This is a genomic window from bacterium (genome assembly GCA_004322275.1).
Lineage (GTDB): Bacteria > Desulfobacterota > Deferrisomatia > Deferrisomatales > BM512 > SCTA01.
In genome coordinates this window covers 77,402-99,401 of the sequence record SCTA01000040.1, presented here as the reverse complement: position 1 = coordinate 99,401, position 22,000 = coordinate 77,402, and the positions used below count along the sequence as shown (strand labels likewise).

The following is a 22,000-nucleotide window of genomic DNA, read 5'->3' as shown; positions in this document are numbered from 1 at the left end:
GTGATACGGACTTGCGAATTTTTTTCTTGATTTAACGGGTTGACGCACACAATATCCCCGAATAACATGTAGGCTTGAAGAGGTTTTTATTCCCGATTTCAATTTTTACCGGATAGAGGCGAAGTGAAAAGTTCCAGGATTCTTGAAGGATTAGAAAGGGCTCCCACCAGGGCGCTGCTCCAGGGCTCGGGCATGCCCCGAAGCGAATTCGGCAAGCCGATGATTGGCATCGCTTCGAGCTTCACCGACCTGATCGCCGGTCACGTCTCGATGCGCGACCTTGAGCGCTACATAGAAAAGGGCGTTCACACCGGCGGCGGCTATCCTTTCCTCTTCGGCATTCCCGGCGTCTGCGACGGCATTGCGATGGGCCACGAGGGGATGCGCTACAGCCTCCCCAGCCGCGAGCTTATCGCCGACATGGTGGAGACGGTCTCCCGCTCCCACGCCCTGGACGGGCTCGTTCTCCTTACCAACTGCGACAAGATTACCCCCGGAATGCTGATGGCGGCTGCGCGGCTCGATATACCCGCGATTGTCGTCTCCGCCGGGCCGATGCTCTCGGGAAAACTCCGGGGAAGAAGGCTCTCCTTCGTCCGCGACACCTTCGAGGCGATGGCGAAGCGAAAGGCCGGGGAGATTTCCGAGGCCGAGCTTACCGCCTGCGAGGACGAGGCTTGTCCCGGCTGCGGCTCCTGCCAGGGGCTTTACACCGCGAACACGATGGCCTGCCTTACCGAGGCCATCGGCATGAGCCTCCCCGGCTGCGCCACTGCGCTGGCGGTGAGCGCCAAAAAGCGCCACATAGCCTTCGCGAGCGGCGCTAGAGTGGTCGAGCTGGTCAAGCAAGACGTAACCCCGCGCAAGATTATGGTTCCCGGCGCTTTCGACAACGCGATAAAGGTGGACCTGGCGCTCGGCGGCTCCTCCAATACCATCCTCCACCTCTGCGCCATTGCGCGAGAGACGGGTTACGAACTTTCGATGGACCGCTTCGACGAGCTTTCGCGGACCACTCCGCAGATATGCTCGATGCGCCCGGCGGGCGAGTTCTTCATGGAGGACCTCGACATCGCCGGAGGCATACCCGCAGTCATGTCCAGGTTCGCGGACACCCTCGCGGAAGGGCCAGCCGTTTCGGGGCGCAGCGTGAAGAGCGTGGCGTCCTCGGTGGAGTGGCTGGACGCGGAGGTCATCCGCACCGTTGACGACCCCGTCCGCAAGGAGGGCGGTATCGCCATTCTCAAGGGCAATCTCGCGGGCGACGGCGCGGTGGTGAAGCAATCCGGCGTAAGCGAAGCGATGATGAAGTTCAAGGGCAAGGCAGTCTGCTTCGATTCGGAGGAGGACGCCATGGCCGCCGTCATGGGCGGAAAGGTCAAGGCGGGCGACTTTCTCGTCATACGCTACGAAGGCCCGAGGGGCGGCCCCGGCATGCGCGAGATGCTCGCGCCCACCTCGGCGCTGATGGGGATGGGGCTGGGCGATTCGGTGGCGCTCGTCACCGACGGCCGCTTCAGCGGCGGAACCAGAGGCCCCTGCATCGGCCACGTGAGTCCGGAGGCGGCGGCGGGCGGAGTCATAGCGCTTGTCCGCGACGGCGACCTTATAGAGCTCGACATTCCAGCGAGGCGGCTTAGCCTCCTTGTAGACGACGGAGAGCTGGCGCTAAGGAGGGCACAGTGGTCCGCCCCGGCGCCCAAAAAGCTTTCCGGTTGGCTGGCCCGCTATGCCCGGCTTGTAACATCGGCAAATACGGGCGCCGTTTTGGAGGGCTGATTCAGACCTTAAAGAGAATCAGCCAGATAACCAAAGCGGCCGGCCCGGAAGACGAGTCGGCCGTTTACGTCAAAAGGACAAACTGAATCTGGGCAAGGTAGGGTGTGTTAGCCGCGCAAGCGGCGTAACGCACCATATAACTGATACGAATTTATGGAATGGGCCGAATACCGGAGGGTAAAGTGAAACTGACTGGAGCGGAAATCCTCATCGAGTGCCTCAAGAAAGAGGGGGTCGAAACCATCTTCGGCTACCCCGGAGGAGTGGTGCTGAACATCTACGACGTTCTTTACGACTCCGACATCCGGCACATACTCGTGCGCCACGAGCAGGCCGCCGTACACGCGGCGGACGGCTTCGCCAGAGCCACGGGCAAGGTAGGGGTAGCCCTCGTCACCTCCGGCCCCGGCGCTACCAACACCATTACCGGCCTCGCCACCGCCTACATGGATTCGATTCCGATAGTGGTTATCTCCGGCCAGGTCCCGACGGGGCTTATCGGCAACGACGCCTTTCAGGAGGCGGACATCGTCGGCATAACCCGCCCCTGCACCAAACACAATTTTCTCGTGAAAGACGTGGCCGACCTCGCACGGATAATGAAGGAGGCCTTCTACATCGCCGCCAGCGGCAGGCCGGGCCCGGTGCTGGTTGACCTCCCCAAGGACGTGGTGGTCAGCTCGACGAAGTTCTCTTACCCGGAGAGCGTGAGTCTTCGCGGCTACAACCCCAACTACGAGGGGCACCCAGGCCAGATAAAGAAAGCGGTCGCCGCGATAATGGAGGCGAAAAAGCCCCTTATCTACGCGGGAGGCGGAGTCATTCTCAGCAATGCCTCGGCGGAGCTCACCGCGCTGGCCAAAAAGCTGGACATTCCGGTGACGATGACCCTCATGGGGCTGGGAGGCTTCCCCGGCTCCGATCCCCTTAGCCTCGGGATGCTCGGCATGCACGGCACCTACTGCGCAAACATGGCCGTCACCGAGTGCGACCTTCTCATCGCCGTCGGCGCTAGGTTTGACGACCGAGTCACCGGCAAGGTGGACGAATTTGCGCCAGGGGCCAGGATAATCCACGTGGACATCGACCCCACCTCCATATCGAAGAACGTCAAGGTGGACATTCCGATCGTCGGCGACGTGAAGAGGGTCCTTGCGAAGTGGCTTGAGCTTATAGACAAGGAGAACATCTCCGGCAGGGACGAGGAGATTAAGCCCTGGCTCGACGAAATCGCCGGGTGGAGGGCGCACCACACTCTCTCCTACGAGAAAACCGAGGAGATAAAGCCGCAGTACGTCGTCGAGATGCTCCGGGAAGTGACCGGGGGAGACTGCATAATCTCCACCGAGGTCGGGCAGAACCAGATGTGGGCGGCGCAGTTCTTCACTCTCGACAAGCCGAGGTGCTGGCTGACCTCCGGCGGTCTCGGCACGATGGGTTACGGTTTCCCGGCAGCGATAGGGGCGCAGGCCGCCTTCCCCGGAAAGACGGTAATCGACATCGCGGGCGACGGCTCGATCCAGATGAACATACAGGAGCTTGCCACCGTTGTTCAGTACAAGCTGCCGGTGAAGATAGCTATCCTCAACAACCGCTACCTCGGCATGGTGCGCCAGTGGCAGGAGCTTTTTTACGGCAAGCGCTACTCGCACACGGTGATGGATTACGCGCCTGATTTCGTCAAGCTCGCCGAAGCCTACGGGGCGCTCGGCCTTCGCGCCACCAAACCCGAAGAGGTGAGGGAAGTCATTGAAAAAGGACTCGCCCACGACGGCCCGGTCATAATGGATTTTCAGGTCGCGCGTGAAGAGGGCGTCTACCCGATGGTCCCGGCCGGAGTGGCCTTAAGCAAAATGCTACTCGCATAAGGATATCACCGGGAGTTCGTCGAGCCGGCAAGCTACAAAACGGGGCTCGCAGCAGTTTTGAGAGGATATTGATATGAGGCATACGATTACTGTTACCGTCGAAAACGAATTCGGCGTCCTTTCAAGGGTGGTCGGACTCTTTTCCGGCAGAGGGTTCAACATCGACAGCCTCTCGGTCGCGGAGACGATGGACCCCACCGTCAGCCGGATGACCATAGTGACGAGGGGCGACGACCAGATCATCGAGCAGATAACCAAGCAGCTAAACAAGCTGGTGAACGTTATAAAGGTCGTGGACCTGACGATGGGCGACTACATCGGCAGGGAGATGGTGCTTGTGAAGATGAACGCCAACGAGAAGACGAAGGCCGAGATACTCCGGCTTTCAGAGATCTTCCGTGGGAAGATAGTGGACGTCTCGCCCTCCACCTACACCATCGAGCTCACCGGCGACGACGGCAAAATCAAGGCCGCTCTTGAACTTCTCCAGCCTCTCGGTATAAAGGAGATTGTCCGCACCGGAAGGGTGGCTATCCAGCGCGGCTCCGTTTCCGCATAAATTTTTCTGAAAAATATTTCAAGGCTTTGGCCTTCAAGAGGAGCAACCGATGAAAGTTTATTACGAAAAAGACGCAAACCTTGCAATACTCAAGAAAAAGACGATCGCCGTCATAGGTTTCGGCAGCCAGGGCCACGCCCACGCCAACAACCTTCGCGATTCAGGGCTGAAAGTCATTATAGGCCTTCGCCCAGGCTCCTCCTTCGAGAAGGCCAAGGCAGCCGGTTTCAAGGTCTACCCCGTCGCCGAGGCCTCCGCCAAGGCCGACATTATCATGATCCTTTTGCCCGACGAACATCAGGGCAGGATATTCAGGGAGGAAATCGCCGGGAATCTAAAACCCGGCGACACGCTTGCCTTCGCGCACGGTTTTTCAATCCACTTCGGCCAGATCGAGCCGCCCGCGGGCGTCAACGTCTTCATGTGCGCCCCCAAGGGGCCGGGTCACCTCGTCCGCGCGGAATACATACGCGGCGCGGGCGTGCCCTGCCTCGTGGCTCTTGCGGCCGATCCCTCCGGCGATACCCTCGACGTGGCCCTTGCCTACGCCTCCGGCGTCGGCGGCGGCCGCGCCGGAATCATTGAAACGACCTTCAAAGAGGAAACGGAAACCGATCTTTTCGGCGAGCAGGCGGTCCTCTGCGGCGGCATCTCCGCCCTCATACAGGCTGGTTTCGAGACCCTTGTCGAGGCGGGCTACGCCCCCGAGATGGCCTACTTCGAGTGCCTTCACGAAACCAAGCTCATCGTCGATCTCATCTACGAGGGCGGCATCTCCAACATGCGCTACTCCGTCTCCAACACGGCGGAGTACGGCGACCTGACCCGCGGCCCCCGCGTGGTCAACGCCGCCGCCAAGGAGGAGATGAAGAAGATTCTCCGCGAGATTCAGACCGGGGAATTCGCCCGCGAGTGGATACTTGAAAATCAGGCGGGAGCGCCGAAGTTCAAGGCCCTGCGCAGGATGGGAGAAGGCCACCAGATTGAGGAAGTGGGCGGAAAGCTCCGCGCGATGATGCCGTGGCTTGCCCAGAAACGTCTCGTGGACAAGTCGAAGAACTAGGAGCGTAGGGTGCGTTAGGCGTAAGGCCGTAACGCACCGACGATTTATCCGATGTAATGGTGCGTTACGCCGCTTGCGCGGTTAACGCACCCTACGTGCTACGTGCTCGCGACGTTTTTCAGCTGTATATAGGTTTCCATCCTCATAAAGAGAGGAATAAATGGACAAGGTATTCATATTCGATACAACTCTGCGCGACGGCGAGCAATCGCCCGGCGCTTCCATGAACGTAGAGGAAAAGTTCCGTCTGGCGCAGGCTCTGGAGCGCCTCGGCGTGGACATCATCGAGGCGGGTTTCCCCATCTCCTCGCCGGGCGACTTTGAATCGGTGAAGCTCATCGCCGACAAGGTGAGGGGTTTGCAGGTCGCCGGGCTCGCCCGCGCCAGCGTCGCCGACATCGACAGGGCCTGGGAGGCCCTCAAAGGCGGCGCCAACCCGCGCATACACACCTTTCTCGCCACCTCGCCCATTCACATGCTGCACAAGCTCCGCAAGTCTCCCGAAGAGGTGCTGGAGCAGGCGATAGCGGCGGTCAGGCACGCCGTAAAGTACACCACCAACGTCGAATTTTCGGCGGAGGACGCGGGCCGTAGCGACATCGATTTCCTTTGCAGGGTCATCGAGGCGGTAATCGACGCCGGGGCGACCACTGTCAACATTCCCGACACTGTCGGCTACGCGATACCCTCGCAGTTCGGGGAGACGATAGCGGATATTTTCAGCAGGGTGCCGAACATCCACAAGGCGATCATCTCCGTCCACTGCCACAACGACCTCGGCCTCGCCACGGCCAACTCGGTCGCGGCGGTGCAGGCGGGCGCGCGGCAGGTGGAGTGCACAATCAACGGCATCGGGGAGCGGGCGGGCAACACCTCCCTCGAAGAGGTCGTAATGGCCTTTCGGGTCCGCCAGAACCTCCTCGACGTGACGACCTCGATAAAGACCGAACACATCTACCCCACGAGCAGGCTCGTATCCAACATTACCGGCCTCCCGGTCCAGCCCAACAAGGCGATAGTGGGCGCAAACGCCTTCGCCCACGAGGCGGGTATCCATCAGGACGGAATTTTAAAGGACAAGTCCACCTACGAGATTATGACCCCCGAGTCGGTCGGAATCTCCACCAACGAACTGGTGCTCGGAAAGCACTCCGGCAGACACGCCTTCGTGGACAGGGTGAAGGGCCTCGGCTACGAGCTGTCGCCGGAGCAGGTCGAAACGGCGTTTACCGCCTTCAAGGAGCTGGCCGACAAGAAAAAGGTCATCTACGACGAGGACATCGAGGCAATCGTGGCGGAGCGGGTTCTTCGCCTTCCGGACCGCTACCGCCTCGTCTACCTGAACGTCACCTCCGGCACGGTGACCGTTCCCACCGCCACCGTCCAGATGGAGATAGACGGCGTGGTGCGGCAGGAGGCGGAATTCGGCGACGGCCCGGTGGACGCGGCCTTCTCGGTGATAAAGAAGCTCACCGGCAAGCACCCGCGGCTGGAATCCTTCAACATAAGCTCCATCACCGGCGGAACCGACGCGCAGGCGGAGGTTAGCGTCCGCATCGAGGAGAGCGGAGTCATGGCCAACGGTCAGGCGAGCGACACCGACATAGTGGTCGCCTCCGCGAAGGCTTTCGTCCGCGCCCTGAACAAACTGGAACACCGGAGGAAAAAATCCTTCGGTACCTATATGTGATGAGGAAACCATAAGATGGCAATGACCATAACCGAGAAGATTCTCGCCGCCCACGCCGGAAAGAGCGTCGTGGTTCCCGGCGAGATTATAAGCGTCAAGGTGGATATCGCGCTGGGGAACGACATCACGGCCCCCATAGCGATACGGGAGTTCAAAAAGGCCGGTGCGGGAAAGGTCTTCGACAAGACCCGCGTCGCGCTTGTGCCCGATCACTTCGCCCCCAACAAAGACATAGCTTCCGCCGAGCAGTGCAAGATACTCCGCGACTTCGCCCGCGAGCAGAGCCTTGAGAACTACTTCGAGACCGGTGAGATGGGCGTCGAGCACGCCCTCCTGCCCGAGCAGGGCATCGTCGGCCCCGGCGACGTGGTAATCGGCGCCGACAGTCACACCTGCACCTACGGGGCGCTCGGGGCCTTCTCCACCGGCGTCGGCTCCACAGATCTCGCCGCTGCGATGATCACCGGCGAGACCTGGTTCAAGGTTCCCGAGACTATGAAGTTCGTCTACACCGGCAAGCTCGGCCCCTTCGTGGACGGCAAGGACCTTATTCTCAACACCATCGGCAGGATAGGCGTGGACGGAGCCCTTTACCGGGCGATGGAGTTCACCGGCCCGGTAATCGACGCTCTCCCGATGGACGACAGGTTCACGATGGCGAACATGGCCATCGAGGCTGGCGGCAAGAACGGCATCTTCATCCCCGACGCGATAACGAAAGAGTACGTCGAGGGGCGCTTCCGCCGCACCCCCGTTTACCACAACTCCGACCCCGGCGCGAAGTACGCCGAGATCGTCAACATCGACTGCAACGGCCTTCGCCCGCAGGTCTCCTTCCCCCATCTGCCCTCCAACACCCGTTCGGTGGACGAAGCCGGGAACGTGCCGATAGACCAGGTAATCATAGGCTCTTGCACCAACGGCAGGATAACCGACCTTCGCAAGGCCGCCGCGGTCATCAAGGGCAAGAAAGTGGCCAAATATCTTCGCCTCATCGTCATTCCCGCCACTCAGTCCATCTACAGACAGGCGATGAAGGAGGGTCTGGTGGAAATCTTCCTCGACGCGGGCGCGGCGGTCTCCACGCCCACCTGCGGCCCCTGTCTCGGCGGCCACATGGGCATTCTCGCGAAGGGCGAGAGGGCGCTGGCCACCACAAACCGGAACTTCGTCGGCAGAATGGGCTCCCCCGAGAGCGAAGTCTATCTCGCGAGCCCCGCTGTGGCCGCGGCAACTGCGGTGATGGGGCGCATCGCGGCCCCCGAGGAGGTCGCCACATGAAACTCACTGGAAGAGTCTGGAAATTCGGCTCGGACATAGACACCGACGCCATCATACCCGCCCGCTACCTCATCACCAGCGATCCGCTCGAACTGGCCAAGCACTGCATGGAGGACGCCGACCCGGACTTCATGAAAAAGATAAAGCCGGGAGACATAATCGTCGCAGGGAAGAACTTCGGCTGCGGCTCCAGCAGGGAGCATGCCCCCATAGCCATAAAGGAGGCGAAAATCTCCTGCGTGGTGGCCAAATCCTTCGCGAGAATCTTCTACCGCAACGCCTTCAACATGGGCCTTCCGATCTTTGAGTCGGAGGAGGCCTACGACAAGTGCGACGAGGGCGACGAGATAGAGGTGGACGCCGACGCGGGGATAATCAGGAACAATACCAAGGGGATAGAGTTCAAGGTAGCTCCTATCCCTCCCTTCATGCAGGAACTTATCGCCGACGGCGGTCTCATGGCCCACATAGCCAAGACCAAGGGCAAAGCCGGGTAGATGGAGAAGCTGGAGGGATTTCTATCCACTCCTCCAAACCTCGGATCTATCGCCTCCGAAGAACTGAAAAGACTCGGCCTCAAGAGAGTTTCGGTCCTTCCGGGCGGCGTCTCCTTCACCGGAACGTGGAGGGACGTTTACAGGGTTAATCTGTGGTCAAGGGCGGGGAACCGGGTGCTCGTGAGGGCAGCCCGCTTTCCCGCCCGTTCCTTTAAAGAACTTTCCCGCAACCTGAAGGCCCTTCCGTGGGGCGATTTTATCGACCTTTCCGCCGGGGCCTCAGTAAGCGTCTCGACCCGGAAGACCGTCCTTTATCACACCGGAAAGCTCGAAGAGATACTGCGCGAATCGGCCGGGGGGCTCAAAGAGGGCGAGGGGGCGGAACTTTACCTGCGCCTCTCGGGCGACAAGGCGACGCTTTCGCTGGACACCACCGGCGAGCACCTTCACCGGCGCGGTTACAGAAAGCTTACCGGCGAAGCGCCGATGCGGGAGAATCTCGCCGCCGCCCTTCTGATGGTCGCGGGCTACGACGGAAGCGAGGTCCTTCTGGACCCCTGCTGCGGAAGCGGAACCTTCCCGGTGGAAGGCGCGCTCATAGCCCTTAACATTCCTCCGGGGTTCCACAGAAGCTTCGCCTTCGAGCGCCTTCCCTCCTTCGACGCGAAGGCGTGGGGAGAAGAGTTGGCCCTCGCCCGCGAAGGGGTGAGGAGTTCTCCTAAGCACCCGATCTACGCCTCCGACATAGACCCCGGGGCGGTCGCGCTGACGGTGAGCTCCGCAAAAGCGGCGAAGGTGGCGGAACATATCGAAGTGGCGGCCGCCGACATGGAGGAGCTTTCGCCCCCTGCCGAAAGGGGGCTTCTTATAGCCAATCCCCCCTACGGAATCAGGATAGGCGACAGCCGCCAGGTTTATGGTAAGATAAAAAAATTGCTCACCGGAGAGTTTGCGGGGTGGCGCTACGGGGTGGTTGCGCCGCAGGGGGCGAAAAATGCGCTTCCCGCCGGGACGGATGTAGAGGAAACCCGCTTTTTGAACGGCGGGATGGAGCTTTTTTTCATGGTTTCAAAGTACGCCGGTTCAAAATAGCGAAACCGTCTATGAAAACAGGAATTTTTTTGCTAAACATGGGGGGGCCGGATTCAATCGAGGCGATCGCCCCTTTTCTCTACAATCTCTTTTCGGACCCGGAGATACTGAAGTTTCCCCTTTCGCGCTGGCTCCAAAGGCCGCTCGCTTCGGCGATAAGCAAAAGGAGGGCGAAAAAGGTCGCCGCGCAGTACGAGGCGATGGGGGGCAAATCTCCCCTTCCGGGTATCACCGCCGCGCAGGCAAAAGCCTTGGCGGAAAAACTGGGGGAGGATTACGAAGTCTTCGTCACGATGCGCTACTGGCATCCGAGGGCGGAGGAGGCGGTCAGAAGGGCAAAGGAAGCCGGAATCGGGCGCGTAGTCGTCCTGCCGCTCTACCCGCACTACTGCAGGGCGACCACGGGGACCAGCATCGCCGACCTCGAAGAGGCCCTTGAAAAGGGAGGTCTCGGCGGGCTTCCGAAGACGGTAATCCGCTCGTGGCAGGATTTTCCACCCTACCTCGACGCGCTGGCGGAGAGCCTTCGGGAGGCGATGGAGGGCGCGGGGGAGACCACCATCCTCTTTAGCGCGCACTCCGTTCCGGTGAGCGTTATAGAGGGCGGCGACCCCTACCTCGACCACATAAAGGCGACCGTCGCGGGGGTGATGGAGAGGTTCCCCGGCAAAAAACACCTCCTGGCCTTCCAGTCAAGGGCGGGGCCGGTGAAATGGCTTGCGCCCTCGATGGAGGAGGCCCTTCGTTCCCTCGCGAAGGAAGGGGTGAAGGACGTTACCGTGGTTGCAGTGAGCTTTGTCAGCGACCACATAGAGACGCTTCGAGAGATAGACGTGGAATACAGGGAACTCGCCCATTCGCTGGGGATAACCGGGTTTCGGCGCGCTCCCTCCCTGAACGTGAGACCCGATTTTATAAGCGCGCTTGAGCTTCTGGCTCGGGGAGCGTGACGGCCCAAGGGCGTAAGCCCACAAGGCCGGTTTATTGATAAGGAGTTGACATGTCCGCGGAATGGTTCAGGAAACTTTCGGGTCCCGCCGGTCTCTTCCCCCTCGACGAGGTATTCGAGCGGGACGAGCCCAACCTCTACAGGAATATCTTTCCCTACACGGAGGTGTGCAGAACCCCCTTTGACGGGATAATCCTCTCGCCGGAGCCGCCGGAGGATATCTTCATCACCGACACGACTTTCCGCGACGGACAGCAGGCGCGCGCGCCCTACACCGTGGAACAGATCGTCCAGCTCTACAAATTCATGTCAAGGCTCGGCGGCAAGAAGGGCGTAATACGCCAGACGGAGTTTTTTCTTTACTCCGAAACCGACCGCAAGGGCGTGGAGAAGTGCAGGGAGCTTGGCTACAAATACCCGGAGATAACCTCGTGGATACGGGCGGTGAAGGAAGACTTCAAGCTGGTGAAGGCGATGGGGATAGCCGAGACGGGCATTCTCACCTCCGTCTCCGACTACCACATCTACATGAAGTTGAAAAAGACCAGAAAGCAGGTCCTCAAGGACTACCTCGACGTGGTCTCGGCGGCTCTCGCCGAAGGTGTGAAGCCGCGCTGCCACTTCGAGGACGTCACCCGCGCCGACATCTACGGCTTCGTAGTCCCCTTCGCCAGAAAACTCATGCAGCTCGGAGAAGAGGCGGGGATTCCCGTCAAGATACGCCTGTGCGACACGATGGGATTCGGCGTTCCCTACGCGGGCGCGGCGCTCCCCCGTTCCGTCGCGCAGCTTGTCCGGGCGATGCGCATGCACGCAGGAGTGCCCTCCGAACAGCTTGAATGGCATGGCCACAACGATTTCCACAAGGTGCTGGTCAACGGCGCCACCGCCTGGCTGCACGGCTGTTCCGCGGTCAACGGGACTCTGCTCGGCTTCGGCGAGCGCACCGGCAACCCGCCCATCGAGGGACTTGTCATAGAGTACATGGAACTCAAGGGGACCGAGGACGGCATGGACCCGGCGGTCATCACCGAGATTCGCAACTATTACGAGCGCGAGCTGGGCCACTACATAGCGCCCTCGACGCCCTTCATCGGCTCCGACTTCAACACCACGAGAGCGGGCATACACATCGACGGCATCTCCAAGGACGAGGAGATCTACAACATCTTCGACACCAAAAAGATTCTCAACCGCCCGATGTGCGTCGCCGTCACCGACAAGTCCGGCATGGCGGGCGTCGCCCACTGGATAAACACCCACTTCGCCCTCGCAGAGGACAAGAAGGTGGACAAGCGCCATCCGGGCGTCCAGAAGATATACAAGTCCATCATGCGCGAGTACGAAGCGGGCAGAAACACAACGATGGGCAACGACGAGATGCAGCGCAAGGCCAGAAAATACATGCCCCAGCTCTTCGTCTCCGAGTACGACATCCTCAAGAAGCGCGTTCTTGAGCATGGCCGCACCATTCTGGAAAGAATCTCGGAAGACCCCGAGGTCCGCTCCATGGAGCCCGACCGCGTGACGAAGGCGCTCGACGCGGCGGTAGAAGAGCTCCCCTTCATCCAGTTCGTCTACGTCACCGACCTTAGCGGCGTCAAGATAACGCGCAACGTCACCCAGATCGAAGACAGATCCAAATTCGCCGAGTACGACGAAAAGGGGATGAGCTTCTCCGACCGGGAGTGGTTCAAAAAGCCCCTCGAAGACGGCAAGGTCGCCGCAAGCGACCTCTTCACCTCAAAGGTCACCGGCAGGCTCACCATAACCGTCTCCGCCCCCGTCTTCGACATGAAAGACGAGATTGTCGGGATAATCGGGATGGACGTGCGGTTTGAAGAGATCGCGAGACAGGAAGAACAGGAGTAGTTTTATCCGTTGAGTCGAAATAACGAGGGCCTGCCGGATTCGGCAGGCCCTTTTTTTACTTGCGACAAATATACTTCTCATTGTGAATATTTTAGAATCACGGCAAAAATTATACCGATAACGAACAAAATAATTGCGGCTAAAAAAAGCTTTAGATCAACCTTCCTTTCCTCCGATGACAGCTGTTCGATCGTTGGAATTCCCCAAATGCCGTTTTTTCTTAGATGAATCGCGGAGAGACAACAGCCGGCAGCGACAAAAATAAAAACAGTCACCTTTTCAAAAAGACTCATACAGTTTTACCTATGCTGGTAATCGCCTTGTGGGAATCTATTACTGCCTGCCGTATTTGAGGATCAGGCCCAGGATAGTTCCCAAAGTCCAAAGGACAATCGCCGCCAGAATCAGTTTTAAATCAACTTTCCTTTCCTCCGATGACAGCTGTTCGATCGTTGGAATTCCCCATATTCCGTTCCTTCTAAAGCGAATGGCCGCAAGACAGCAGCCTCCGGCTAAAAAAAATAACAACGCCAGGTAGTCCCAAAAATGCACTTAAACCCCCTTTTAGTATTGTTTTTTGTCGGCAATGCATATTTATAGCGTCTGACAAATTATCCTTTGGTGTATTTCAGGATAAAGGCCATTGTCAGGCCTGCGACAAATAGAATGACAAACCAAAGGAAAAGTTTTTTATCAATCTGGTTGTCCTCGCGAGTAAGCAGTTTTTTAATATCAAGTCCCCAAATGCAAAGGTTCCGCAGTTGAATAGTAGCAAGACAACCGAAGGCTGCAATAATTATTAAAAGTGTAAGCATATCCCAGAAATTCACCGCGCCTCCTTTTGCTATTTTGCCTTATATACCGTTCAAAAAGCCCATTTTGTTCCCCTTTTTACGCCTTGTTTCGCCAATCCGCATCACTCGAAGGAGTAGTTTTTTGATCTTGAGGCAAAACGGGTTCACAGGCTGAAAAATGTTAAATTTTTCCGTCAATGACTCTGGTGTCTTATGAAATTTCGGGTTCACGGGGTTTTGCGATATTATGGGCTTAATTGATGGATTGCGTTTTCCCTGATTCGTCGTACACAAATAAAAAAGACCGCCCTTTTAAGGCGGCCCGGTTTCAGACGTTGAAGCGAAAGTGCAGCACGTCTCCGTCCTTTACGACGTACTCCTTGCCCTCAAGCCTCCACTTGCCTGAGTCCTTTGCGCCCTGCTCGCCGCCGCAGGCGGTGAAATCGTCGTAGGAGATCGTCTCGGCCCTGATGAACCCCTTCTCGAAATCGGTGTGGATTACCGCCGCGGCCTGGGGAGCCTTGCAGCCGGTCTGCGTCGTCCAGGCGCGCACTTCCTTAACGCCCGCGGTGAAGTAGGTCTGGAGGCCGAGAAGTTTGTACCCGGCCCGGATAACCCTGTTAAGGCCGGGCTCGTCAAGGCCGAGGTCCGCCAGAAACTCCGCCTTTTCGGAGTCCTCCAGCTGCGATATTTCGGCTTCGACGGCGGCGCAGACCGGCACCATCTCCGCGCCCTCGCGCTTTGCGTATTCGCAGACGGCGGCGAGGTGGGGGTTGCCGGTAAAGCCGTTTTCAGCCACGTTCGCGATGAAGACGGTGGGCTTTATCGTAAGAAGGTGCAGGGGATAGAGCAGCTGCTTTTCTTCGGGGGTGGTCTCAAGCGAGCGGGCCATGCCGCCACGGCCCAGGTGGGCGGTAAGGCGTTCGAGGAGGTTTTTCTGGGCCAGGACCTCTTTCTGGCCGGTCTTCAGCAGTTTCTGGAGGCGGGCGAGGGCCTTTTCCACCGTTTCCAGGTCGGCGAAGATAAGTTCGGTGTTGATGACCTCGATATCCTTGATGGGGTCGATCCTGCCGTCCACGTGAACGACGTTTTGATCCTCGAAGCATCTGACCACGTGGGCGATGGCGTCGGTCTCCCTGATGTTGGCGAGAAACTTGTTGCCGAGCCCTTCTCCCTTTGAGGCTCCCGCGACCAGACCCGCGATATCGACGAATTCCATCGTCGTCGGCAAAACCCTTTGGGGTTTTACAATTCCGGCCAGAACGTCGAGCCGGGGGTCGGGCATGGGCACGACGCCGACGTTGGGCTCAATGGTGCAGAAGGGGTAGTTCTCCGCGGGGATAACCGCGCGGGTGAGAGCGTTGAAAAGCGTCGATTTGCCTACGTTGGGAAGGCCAACTATGCCGCAGCGAAAACCCATTTAAATCTCCGTGAGATGTTATTTTTTTGGACCGGTTCGGAAGGCGAAGGACGGCCCCGCATTTTGGAGAGCGGACTTATAACATACCCGAACGAGAGGTTAAAGGGTTTCCGGCCGTAAGAAATAAGAGAGAAAAATCAGGCGGGAGTTTTTGCGAGTTCCAGTTTCTCTTCCCTGGAGAGGGATTTCAGGAAGTATTCGCGCCGGGAGGCGGTGCTTCTGGTGTGACCGCCCTCGGAGAAGGCGATTTCGACGGGTTTTCGCCCCCTGAAGTACTTCGCCCCGGTTCCCCCGGCATGCTCCGAAAAGCGCCTTTGCAGGTCGGTGGTTATGCCGGTGTAAAGCGAGCCGTCGGAGCAAAGGATGATGTAGACCTGCCACTCCATGAAAATATGATTTACGGCTTTATGTAGGCGTTGAGGCCGATTGTGACCGGTTTTCCGTCTACGAGGGCCGTGGTGACGGCGTTGCCCCTCGTGCTGGCTACCACAAGGGTCTTGCCGGAAGCCGAGGGAGTGGGCTTTTCAAGGTCGATTTCGATGTAAAGCTTGTTGCCTTTGATTTCAGCTTTCATTGTCATTTGAGCGCCTTTTGGTGAAGGATTCCCTGATATCTAACATTTATCGAAGAATTTTGTAAGACGTTTGCGCGAAAAAGGCCGCCCTTTTGAGGCGGCCTTTTAGTTTCCGTGCTGAAACTCTAGGAGATTGTCTTCGAGCTCTCCCAGAGGCCGTGGATGTTGCAGTAGGAGGTGGCGATCAGGGTGCCGGGGCCGGTGAGCTTTACCGCTACGGTGGCTTTGGAGGCGGTGAAGCCGGGGCCTTCGCCGTGGGCGTTGAATTCGACGCGGGCGAGGTCGGTGGCGACCCCCTTGTCGGAGATGAAGAACAGGTTGACCCACCTGATGTGGTGCTCGACGGTGTTGGGGTGGGGTATCTCCTTGCCGATGGTGACGGTTATGTCGATGAAGGCGTCCGGCGCGAAAGCGTCGGGGCAGTCGATTACGGGGACGTGCTTTTCGGTCTTCCAGTCAGCCGATTTGTAATACGCGCCTATGCTCATCTGTAATCTCCTCTTCCGAAGTAATTAAAACCAAAACGGTATGCAATAGTACAGCTTCATTAATAAGCTTAACAAGACAAAAGAGGGAGTAAAGGCGTGGAGCTATTTTTCGGGGCGTTTTTTCAGAGAACGCACGGAGGGGGCTTCCGCGAGAGGGTCTTCGGGCCAGTTGTGCCTTGGGTAGCGGCCGCGCATCTCTTTTCGTATCTGCGGGTAGGAGTTGGTCCAGAAGCCGCCGATGTCGGAGGTGACTTGTAACGGCCTTCCGTGGGGGCCGAGGATGTGGGCGACCACGGATACTTTCCCGCCCGCCACTTTCGGGAGTTCCTTCAGGCCGAAGAGTTCCTGGAGCTTTACCGGGAGGATCGGCCCGGCCTCGCCGGAATAATCGAGATTAACCTCCCTTCCCGAAGGGACGAGCACTCTTTCCGGCGCGTTTTTGCGCAGGGTTTCCCGCTCGCCCCGGTCGAGGGAGGAGAGGATGAGTTGGGCGAGATTTTCTTTTCTTAGTTCCGCGAAGGAGGATTTTCCGAAACAGGCTTCCTCGACGAGCTTCTCTTTCCTCTCCTCATCGAATCCTCTGAAATTTGCGAGGTGTTTTGCGAGGAAGTTCATCCTGGCTATTAGGTTTTGCGCTGCGTCGCCCTGGGTAAAGGCGCGGTCGAACCCTGCCTTTGCGCGTTCCGAAAGTAGTTTCGAGGCGGTTTCGGGATCGACGGGGGAAGGTTTTTGCGAAATAACGAGGCCGAGATAGCTTTCGATGGCGTTTGAAAGCGCGCGCTCTTTCTCAGCGTCCCAGAAAGTCTCGATTTTCCTGTCAACGAGGCCGGTTTCTCGCAGCCATTCGGGTTTTATGGCGCTGGCGAGGCGTATCAGAGCCTCGGAGCGCTCGCCGCGAGCGCCTGAATCGACGGAAAGGGCGACGATGAAGTCCGAACCGGCCACCGCGCTCGCTTTGTCCAGCACCGCGCCGCGCCCGCCCGCGAGAAGGTAGCGGTCGCGGGTGTTTTCGCGGCGAAGGGCGACGCGGTCGGGGAAGGCGAGAAAGATGAGTCTCAGCAGGGTTTCCGGGTCCGTCGAAGCTCTTCCCTCGGGCGTTTTAACCAGCTCTTCGAGTCTGCGCGCGCTCCTCAGAACCTGAAGCGCAGCTCCGGCGTTGAGTTCCTCGCCCCCGAAGCTCCGGCGGCCTTCGCCGAACTGCTCAAGCGCTTCCAGACGAAGTAGAAGGTCGGAATCGTGGGCTAGCGAACCGCTCCGGGGCGCACCCTGTTCCCTGAACGTACCGCCCGCCCGGAAGATGTCGCGCTCCTCCAGCAGCGCCGCGATAAGTGCGCTTTCCCGCGCCAGCCCCGCCTTCGCGCTTTCGAGGAGGAGCTTTCCGAGGCGAGGGTGGAGCGGCAGGCCGAGGAGCTTTTGCCCCTCTTCCGTCACCTTGCCTTTTGCGTCCACCGCCCCCAGTTCGCGAAGGAGCGCCGTGGCGGAATCGAGCCGCTCTCTTTCCGGCTTCTCGAACCAGCCGAAATTGGCGGGGTCCGGGTGGCCGAAGGAGATGATTTCCAGTACGGCGCGGCAAAGATCGACCCGCGTGACCTCGGGGGGAATGCGGGAGGGGAGGGAGAGGTCGTCGTGGCGGGTCCAGAGGCGAAGGGCGACGCCGGGACCGGTTCTTCCCGCGCGTCCGGCCCGCTGCGTGGCGCTTGCCCTGCTGGCGCGTACCGTGAGGAGGCGGTCGAGGCCCGAGGCGGGGTCGAATTCCGTCACCTTTACCAGTCCCGAGTCCACCACACCGGTGACGGACTCGATGGTCAGGCTCGTCTCGGCCACGTTGGTGGCGAGAATCACCCTCTCTCCTACGCTCTTTTTCAGCGCCTTGTCCTGAAGCTCCGGCGGAAGGTCACCGTGGAGGGGCACCAACTCGACATAGTGCGTCTTCGCCCATTCCTCCAGCGCCTTTTGAGCGAGGCGTATCTCGCGCGCGCCCGGAAGAAAGACCAGAAGGTCGCCCCTCTGGGAGGGTCTCCTGTGCCAGAGGCTTTTAACCCCGGAGGCGACGGCGTCTTCGAGTCTTCCCGTTACCGGCTTTTCAATATGGGAGACTTCGACCGGATAAATTGGTGTATCGAGTTCGATTTTCGCCGCGCCGAGGAAACCGGCCACAGCGCCGGTTTCGAGGGTGGCGGAAGCCGCGATTATCCGAAGGTCGGGGCGCACTTCGCGCTGAATCTCCCGGAGGAAGGCTATCGCGAGGTCGGCTTCGAGGCTCCGCTCGTGAAACTCGTCCAGGACTACTGCCCCGACACCTTCCAGGAAAGGGTCGCTGCGCAGCCGGGCGGTCAGTATCCCCTCGGTGCAAAAGAGCAGCCGCGTGTCCTTCCCGGCTTTTTTGTCCATCCTGACGTGGTAGCCGACGAGCCCGCCGAGCGGCGTCCCGGTCTCCTCCGCGACTCTTCGCGCCGCGGCGCGGGCGGCGATTCTCCGGGGTTCGAGGACGACGACGCTCTTTCCCTCCATGAAGGGGGCCTTGAGGAGCGCGGGCGGCAGGCGGGTTGTCTTTCCTGTTCCCGGCGGGGCGGAGAGGACGAGGGCGTTATGCTCTCCGAGCGCTTCGAGGATATCAGGAAGATGTGAATCGATCGGGAGAGGGGTAAGGGCCATCTATTGCCAAAGCTGCGGGTGCAGAAAGCGCGAAATCGTCTCCGCCGCTTCTGCGATTCTCGGACCGGGGCGCGAGATCAGCTTTTCGTCAACGTAAAGCACCCGTTTTTCCCTTACCGCCCGCAGATTCGCGTGAAAGGGGCGCTCTTCGGGGCGCGGCGGATTCTTGTTCATCGGCCCCTCCTGGACGATGTAGGCGTCGGGATCGGCCTTGAGGAGGGCTTCCATGTCGAAGCGCACCAGCTTCTTGTCCACCTCGACGCAGACCTTGCCGCCCGCTATATCGATTATTTCCGCGACGAGCCCGCCCTTTCCCGAAAGGGTTAGGGGTTCGGCGCGCACCTCGAAGGCGACCGTGGGGATGCTTTTCGCTTTTTTCGCCTTTTCGGCGACTTTGGCCAGCCCCTCCCTGGTCTTTCTTGTCAGTTCGCCCGCCTCTTGCGCCCTGCCGAAGAGAATGCCGAGTCTTTCAACGGCGGAATAAGTCTCCGCGATGGTCGTGGGGTCGAAGGCCGCGACGGCAAGGCCGCGCGCCTTGAGGGAGGTAAGGGCTTCGCTGGCGGATTTTCCGCCGCGGCTGATAATAAGGTCCGGGCGGAGGGCCATGATGTATTCGACGTTGGGGCGAAGGCCTGTGCCGAGCACGGGAGCGTCCTTGAGTTCCTCCAAGGTGTCGTCGCTCTTGGTTCGCGCGATAATCGAAGCGCCCGCGCCCAGCTCGACGACAAGCTCAGTGAAGGCTCCGTAGAGGGAGACAACCCGCGCGGGAGGCGCGTCGAGGCAGACCTTCTCCCCAACGTCGTCGGTTATGCACGCCGAAAACGCTAGAGAGGGGATGAGAAAGATAAAAAGAAGCAGCTTCTTCAATGGCTGTGCCTTCTGGGGATGAAAAACGCCTGCGGGACGCCGGAAACAGGGTGGCGGAAGAGTTCGACCGGCGTTTCGTAGACTCCCTCTATTATCTCCTTCGTGAACACCTCCGCCGTCGTCCCCTCCGCAAAGATAGCCCCGGCCTTCATGAAAACCAGCCGTTCGCAGTAGAGGGCGGAGAGGTTCAGGTCGTGCATCACGGCGACGACGGTCAAGCCCCCGGCGTTTTTCCGCTTGAGAAGGTCGAAGGCGTCGATCTTGCGGTGAACGTCCATCGCCGCCGTACCCTCGTCCATCAGAAGAAGTGGGGAACCCTGACAGAGCGCCCGCGCCAGAATCAGCCGCTGGCGCTCGCCGCCGGAGATCTCGGTCACCGGCCTTTGCGCCAGTTCCTCGGTGTTAGTCTCGCGAAGCGCGGTCTTTACCATCCCAGTGTCCGCGTGCGAGAGCGCCGAGAAGCGCCCGATGTGGGGAAACCTCCCCATAGCGACAAGTTCCTCGCCGGTGAAGGGGAAGGGTATCTCCGTTGACTGGGGGATTACCGCGACCTTCCGGGCGAGTTCGAGGGGGGGAGTCTCCGTCACGCTGGAGCCGCCGACGACAACGCTCCCCGAAGAGGGGGTCAGAATCCCGGAGAGCACCTTTACGAGGGTGGACTTGCCGCAGGCGTTGGGGCCGAGAATCCCCACGAATCCGCCCTTTTCGACCCTGAAATCGACGTTCTTCAGAATCATCGTTTTGGAGTAACCGGCGCAAAGTCCCTTCACCTCTATCATCGGCTTCAACCCATAGCCCTGCCGGAAGACTTTCTTCCGAGGAGCCAGCAGAAGAAGGGGCCGCCGATGAGCGCCGTCACTACGCCGACGGGAATCTCCTCTCCGCCGGGGAGAATCGTCCGGGAGAGGGCGTCCGCCAGGCTCAGGAGTATCCCCCCCGCGAGGAAGGAATTCAGGAGGAGTTGCCGGTGCGAGGGGCCGGTGGCGGTGCGGACGAGGTGGGGGACGATAAGCCCCACGAAGCCGATTACCCCGCTGACCGCGACACAAGCGCCGGTCATAACGGAAGCCGAGACGAGGAGGAGCTTTCGCACCTTCGCCGAATCGACCCCCATCTGGCGGGCGCCGTCCTCGCCGAGGGCGAGAAGGTCGAGGTCACGGCCTAACCAGAAGGCGATGGAAAGCCCCGCGACGATGTAGGGGAGGGAGAAGACCGCGTGGCCCCACCCGCGCCCGGAGAGGCTCCCCATTATCCAGAAAACGATGGAGCTTACGGATTCCTCGTTCAGGCTCTTTAAAAGGCTTATCCCGGCGGAAAGGGTTGTCGAGACGACTATTCCGGCCAGAATCAGCGTCCCGCTCCCCGAGTAGCCCCGCGCCGAGGCGAGGAGATGGACGAGGGTGAGGGCGAGTATCGCGCCGGTGAAGGCCGCGAGGGGAAGGAGGCCGAGCCCCGCCGCCGTGTAGCCGCCTAAACCCGCGAGTATCGCCACCGAAGCGCCGAGCGCTGCGCCGGAGGAGACTCCGACGGTGTAGGGGTCGGCGAGGGGATTAAGGAGGATGCCCTGAAAGATTACGCCGGAGGCTGCGAGTCCTCCGCCGACCAGTATCGAGAGGAGCACCCGGGAGAGCCGCACGTCGAGAAGAATCCGGCTGTCAATCTCGGATAAATTCGAGGCCGAGAGGCCGAGTTTCGCGCCGATAGCGCCGAGGAGGTCCAGCGGCCCGAGCCCCGAAGAGCCGACCGAGGCCGCGAAGAGGGCGGCCAGAGGCAAAATAAGGGTAAGCGCCAGCGCAAGCCGCGCGCCTTTCCTCGTTCTCACCCCTTTTTCTTTCTCACCAGAAAGAGACTCATGTATTTCTCAGGCCCCGCGTTTCTCGCTCCACCAAGCCCCCGCGATATTTTCTGCGTCGGGCGGGAGCACTCGGTACAGAAAAAAGTGGAGTCCGCAAGGCCGCGCTCCTCAAGGATTTCGCAGACCCTCTCGGTCATTTTGTAGGGCTTCATTATAACGATGTTGTCCGCCCTGTCGATGACCTCCAGAAGCCCCTCGGTCTCCCTCGCCGCGCCCATAATCGCCAGCGTCTCCTCACCCTCGGCGAGGGGTGTTCCCGTCGCCGCCGCCGCAGCCGCGAAGGAGGTGATTCCTGGAACCGCTTCGATTGTAGCGGAGGGAAGGATTTCCAGCACCGCGTCGCGGACGTAGGTGAAGGTGGAGAAGGTCATCGGATCGCCGAGGGTCAGGAAAGCCGCCGAGGCTGGCTTTTTAAGGGTTTCGGCAATTATCCCTGCGGCCTCGCGGTGGGGCTCCCTGCCGTCCACCGAGTCGAAGGTGTGGGGGAAGTTGAGCTGCACCACCTCCTTGCCGGGAAGAAGGTGGGGGCGGGCGATCTCGGCGGCGATGGAGACGCCGGAGCGCTTGTGTCCCGCGGCGAAGATAACGTCCACCGCGTTCATGACCTTTATCGCCTTTACCGTCATCAGGTCCGGGTCTCCGGGGCCCACGCCGATGCCGATGAGCGTTCCATGTTTTATAAAATTATTAACCATGA

General features: G+C 59.8%; 20 protein-coding genes. 10 read left to right on the top strand and 10 right to left on the bottom strand.

Features of this window, described 5'->3' with window-relative positions; translation table 11 throughout:
• Nucleotides 1–123 precede the first annotated feature (123 nt).
• The 10 genes from ilvD to EPN96_12110 all read left to right on the top strand — a co-directional run bounded on the left by ilvD (nt 124) and on the right by EPN96_12110 (nt 12,650).
• Nucleotides 124–1,779, top strand: a complete 1,656-nt coding sequence (ilvD, locus tag EPN96_12155; protein ID TAL15723.1) for a dihydroxy-acid dehydratase — start codon at nt 124–126, stop codon at nt 1,777–1,779.
• Between the two features lie 182 nt (nt 1,780–1,961).
• Nucleotides 1,962–3,647, top strand: a complete 1,686-nt coding sequence (gene ilvB / locus EPN96_12150) for a biosynthetic-type acetolactate synthase large subunit (protein TAL15722.1) — start codon at nt 1,962–1,964, stop codon at nt 3,645–3,647.
• A gap of 73 nt (nt 3,648–3,720) precedes the next feature.
• On the top strand, nt 3,721–4,206 hold the full coding sequence (gene ilvN / locus EPN96_12145) for an acetolactate synthase small subunit (GenBank protein TAL15721.1): 486 nt from the start codon (nt 3,721–3,723) through the stop codon (nt 4,204–4,206).
• Nucleotides 4,207–4,255: 49 nt separating this feature from the next.
• On the top strand, nt 4,256–5,269 hold the full coding sequence (gene ilvC, locus EPN96_12140) for a ketol-acid reductoisomerase (GenBank protein TAL15720.1): 1,014 nt from the start codon (nt 4,256–4,258) through the stop codon (nt 5,267–5,269).
• A gap of 160 nt (nt 5,270–5,429) precedes the next feature.
• On the top strand, nt 5,430–6,959 hold the full coding sequence (locus EPN96_12135) for a 2-isopropylmalate synthase (GenBank protein TAL15719.1): 1,530 nt from the start codon (nt 5,430–5,432) through the stop codon (nt 6,957–6,959).
• 15 nt (nt 6,960–6,974) lie between these two features.
• The gene (gene leuC, locus EPN96_12130; GenBank protein ID TAL15718.1) at nt 6,975–8,240 is read left to right on the top strand and encodes a 3-isopropylmalate dehydratase large subunit; all 1,266 of its coding nucleotides are present in this window, start codon (nt 6,975–6,977) and stop codon (nt 8,238–8,240) included.
• Entirely contained in the window at nt 8,237–8,737 is a 501-nt protein-coding gene (gene leuD / locus EPN96_12125) for a 3-isopropylmalate dehydratase small subunit (protein ID TAL15717.1), read from the top strand. The genes leuC and leuD overlap by 4 nt, the downstream gene beginning before the upstream one ends.
• Nucleotides 8,738–9,829: a hypothetical protein gene (locus EPN96_12120; GenBank protein TAL15716.1), complete on the top strand. Its 1,092-nt coding sequence runs from the start codon at nt 8,738–8,740 to the stop codon at nt 9,827–9,829.
• A gap of 11 nt (nt 9,830–9,840) precedes the next feature.
• Nucleotides 9,841–10,779, top strand: coding sequence for a ferrochelatase (hemH, locus tag EPN96_12115; GenBank protein ID TAL15715.1), 939 nt, complete (start codon nt 9,841–9,843; stop codon nt 10,777–10,779).
• A gap of 50 nt (nt 10,780–10,829) precedes the next feature.
• Nucleotides 10,830–12,650 carry a histone-lysine N-methyltransferase gene (locus EPN96_12110; protein ID TAL15714.1) on the top strand — a complete coding sequence of 607 codons (1,821 nt, stop codon included), beginning with the start codon at nt 10,830–10,832 and terminating at the stop codon, nt 12,648–12,650.
• Between the two features lie 611 nt (nt 12,651–13,261).
• Here the strand turns inward: EPN96_12110 and EPN96_12105 are convergent.
• The 10 genes from EPN96_12105 to cobI form a co-directional block, all read right to left on the bottom strand.
• Nucleotides 13,262–13,480, bottom strand: coding sequence for a hypothetical protein (locus tag EPN96_12105; GenBank protein TAL15713.1), 219 nt, complete (start codon nt 13,478–13,480; stop codon nt 13,262–13,264).
• Nucleotides 13,481–13,772: 292 nt separating this feature from the next.
• Nucleotides 13,773–14,864, bottom strand: a complete 1,092-nt coding sequence (gene ychF / locus EPN96_12100) for a redox-regulated ATPase YchF (protein ID TAL15712.1) — start codon at nt 14,862–14,864, stop codon at nt 13,773–13,775.
• A gap of 137 nt (nt 14,865–15,001) precedes the next feature.
• Nucleotides 15,002–15,250 (bottom strand): GIY-YIG nuclease family protein, encoded by a 249-nt coding sequence (locus EPN96_12095; GenBank protein ID TAL15711.1) that lies wholly within the window; start codon nt 15,248–15,250, stop codon nt 15,002–15,004.
• 11 nt (nt 15,251–15,261) lie between these two features.
• Nucleotides 15,262–15,444, bottom strand: coding sequence for a hypothetical protein (locus tag EPN96_12090; GenBank protein ID TAL15710.1), 183 nt, complete (start codon nt 15,442–15,444; stop codon nt 15,262–15,264).
• 119 nt (nt 15,445–15,563) lie between these two features.
• Entirely contained in the window at nt 15,564–15,926 is a 363-nt protein-coding gene (locus tag EPN96_12085; GenBank protein ID TAL15709.1) for a Neelaredoxin, read from the bottom strand.
• Nucleotides 15,927–16,028: 102 nt separating this feature from the next.
• Nucleotides 16,029–18,581: an ATP-dependent helicase HrpB gene (hrpB, locus tag EPN96_12080; protein ID TAL15708.1), complete on the bottom strand. Its 2,553-nt coding sequence runs from the start codon at nt 18,579–18,581 to the stop codon at nt 16,029–16,031.
• Nucleotides 18,582–19,772, bottom strand: coding sequence for an ABC transporter substrate-binding protein (locus EPN96_12075; protein ID TAL15707.1), 1,191 nt, complete (start codon nt 19,770–19,772; stop codon nt 18,582–18,584).
• Nucleotides 19,445–20,236: an ABC transporter ATP-binding protein gene (locus tag EPN96_12070; protein TAL15706.1), complete on the bottom strand. Its 792-nt coding sequence runs from the start codon at nt 20,234–20,236 to the stop codon at nt 19,445–19,447. Before EPN96_12070 ends, EPN96_12075 begins: the two co-directional genes overlap by 328 nt.
• Nucleotides 20,233–21,270 carry an iron ABC transporter permease gene (locus EPN96_12065; GenBank protein ID TAL15705.1) on the bottom strand — a complete coding sequence of 346 codons (1,038 nt, stop codon included), beginning with the start codon at nt 21,268–21,270 and terminating at the stop codon, nt 20,233–20,235. Before EPN96_12065 ends, EPN96_12070 begins: the two co-directional genes overlap by 4 nt.
• Complete coding sequence (gene cobI, locus EPN96_12060; protein TAL15704.1) at nt 21,267–21,998, bottom strand: precorrin-2 C(20)-methyltransferase; 732 nt, start codon at nt 21,996–21,998, stop codon at nt 21,267–21,269. The genes EPN96_12065 and cobI overlap by 4 nt, the downstream gene beginning before the upstream one ends.
• Between the last annotated feature and the right edge of the window lie 2 nt (nt 21,999–22,000).

What these genes read in the sequence shown, in the direction of transcription:
- ilvN (TAL15721.1), top strand. Translation starts at nt 3,721, where the DNA reads ATGAGGCATACGATTACTGTTACCGTCGAAAACGAATTCGGCGTCCTT.
- ilvC (TAL15720.1), top strand. Translation starts at nt 4,256, where the DNA reads ATGAAAGTTTATTACGAAAAAGACGCAAACCTTGCAATACTCAAGAAA.
- EPN96_12135 (TAL15719.1), top strand. Translation starts at nt 5,430, where the DNA reads ATGGACAAGGTATTCATATTCGATACAACTCTGCGCGACGGCGAGCAA.
- leuC (TAL15718.1), top strand. Translation starts at nt 6,975, where the DNA reads ATGGCAATGACCATAACCGAGAAGATTCTCGCCGCCCACGCCGGAAAG.
- leuD (TAL15717.1), top strand. Translation starts at nt 8,237, where the DNA reads ATGAAACTCACTGGAAGAGTCTGGAAATTCGGCTCGGACATAGACACC.
- EPN96_12120 (TAL15716.1), top strand. Translation starts at nt 8,738, where the DNA reads ATGGAGAAGCTGGAGGGATTTCTATCCACTCCTCCAAACCTCGGATCT.
- hemH (TAL15715.1), top strand. Translation starts at nt 9,841, where the DNA reads ATGAAAACAGGAATTTTTTTGCTAAACATGGGGGGGCCGGATTCAATC.
- EPN96_12110 (TAL15714.1), top strand. Translation starts at nt 10,830, where the DNA reads ATGTCCGCGGAATGGTTCAGGAAACTTTCGGGTCCCGCCGGTCTCTTC.
- ychF (TAL15712.1), bottom strand. Translation starts at nt 14,864, where the DNA reads ATGGGTTTTCGCTGCGGCATAGTTGGCCTTCCCAACGTAGGCAAATCG.
- EPN96_12095 (TAL15711.1), bottom strand. Translation starts at nt 15,250, where the DNA reads ATGGAGTGGCAGGTCTACATCATCCTTTGCTCCGACGGCTCGCTTTAC.
- EPN96_12090 (TAL15710.1), bottom strand. Translation starts at nt 15,444, where the DNA reads ATGACAATGAAAGCTGAAATCAAAGGCAACAAGCTTTACATCGAAATC.
- EPN96_12085 (TAL15709.1), bottom strand. Translation starts at nt 15,926, where the DNA reads ATGAGCATAGGCGCGTATTACAAATCGGCTGACTGGAAGACCGAAAAG.
- hrpB (TAL15708.1), bottom strand. Translation starts at nt 18,581, where the DNA reads ATGGCCCTTACCCCTCTCCCGATCGATTCACATCTTCCTGATATCCTC.
- cobI (TAL15704.1), bottom strand. Translation starts at nt 21,998, where the DNA reads ATGGTTAATAATTTTATAAAACATGGAACGCTCATCGGCATCGGCGTG.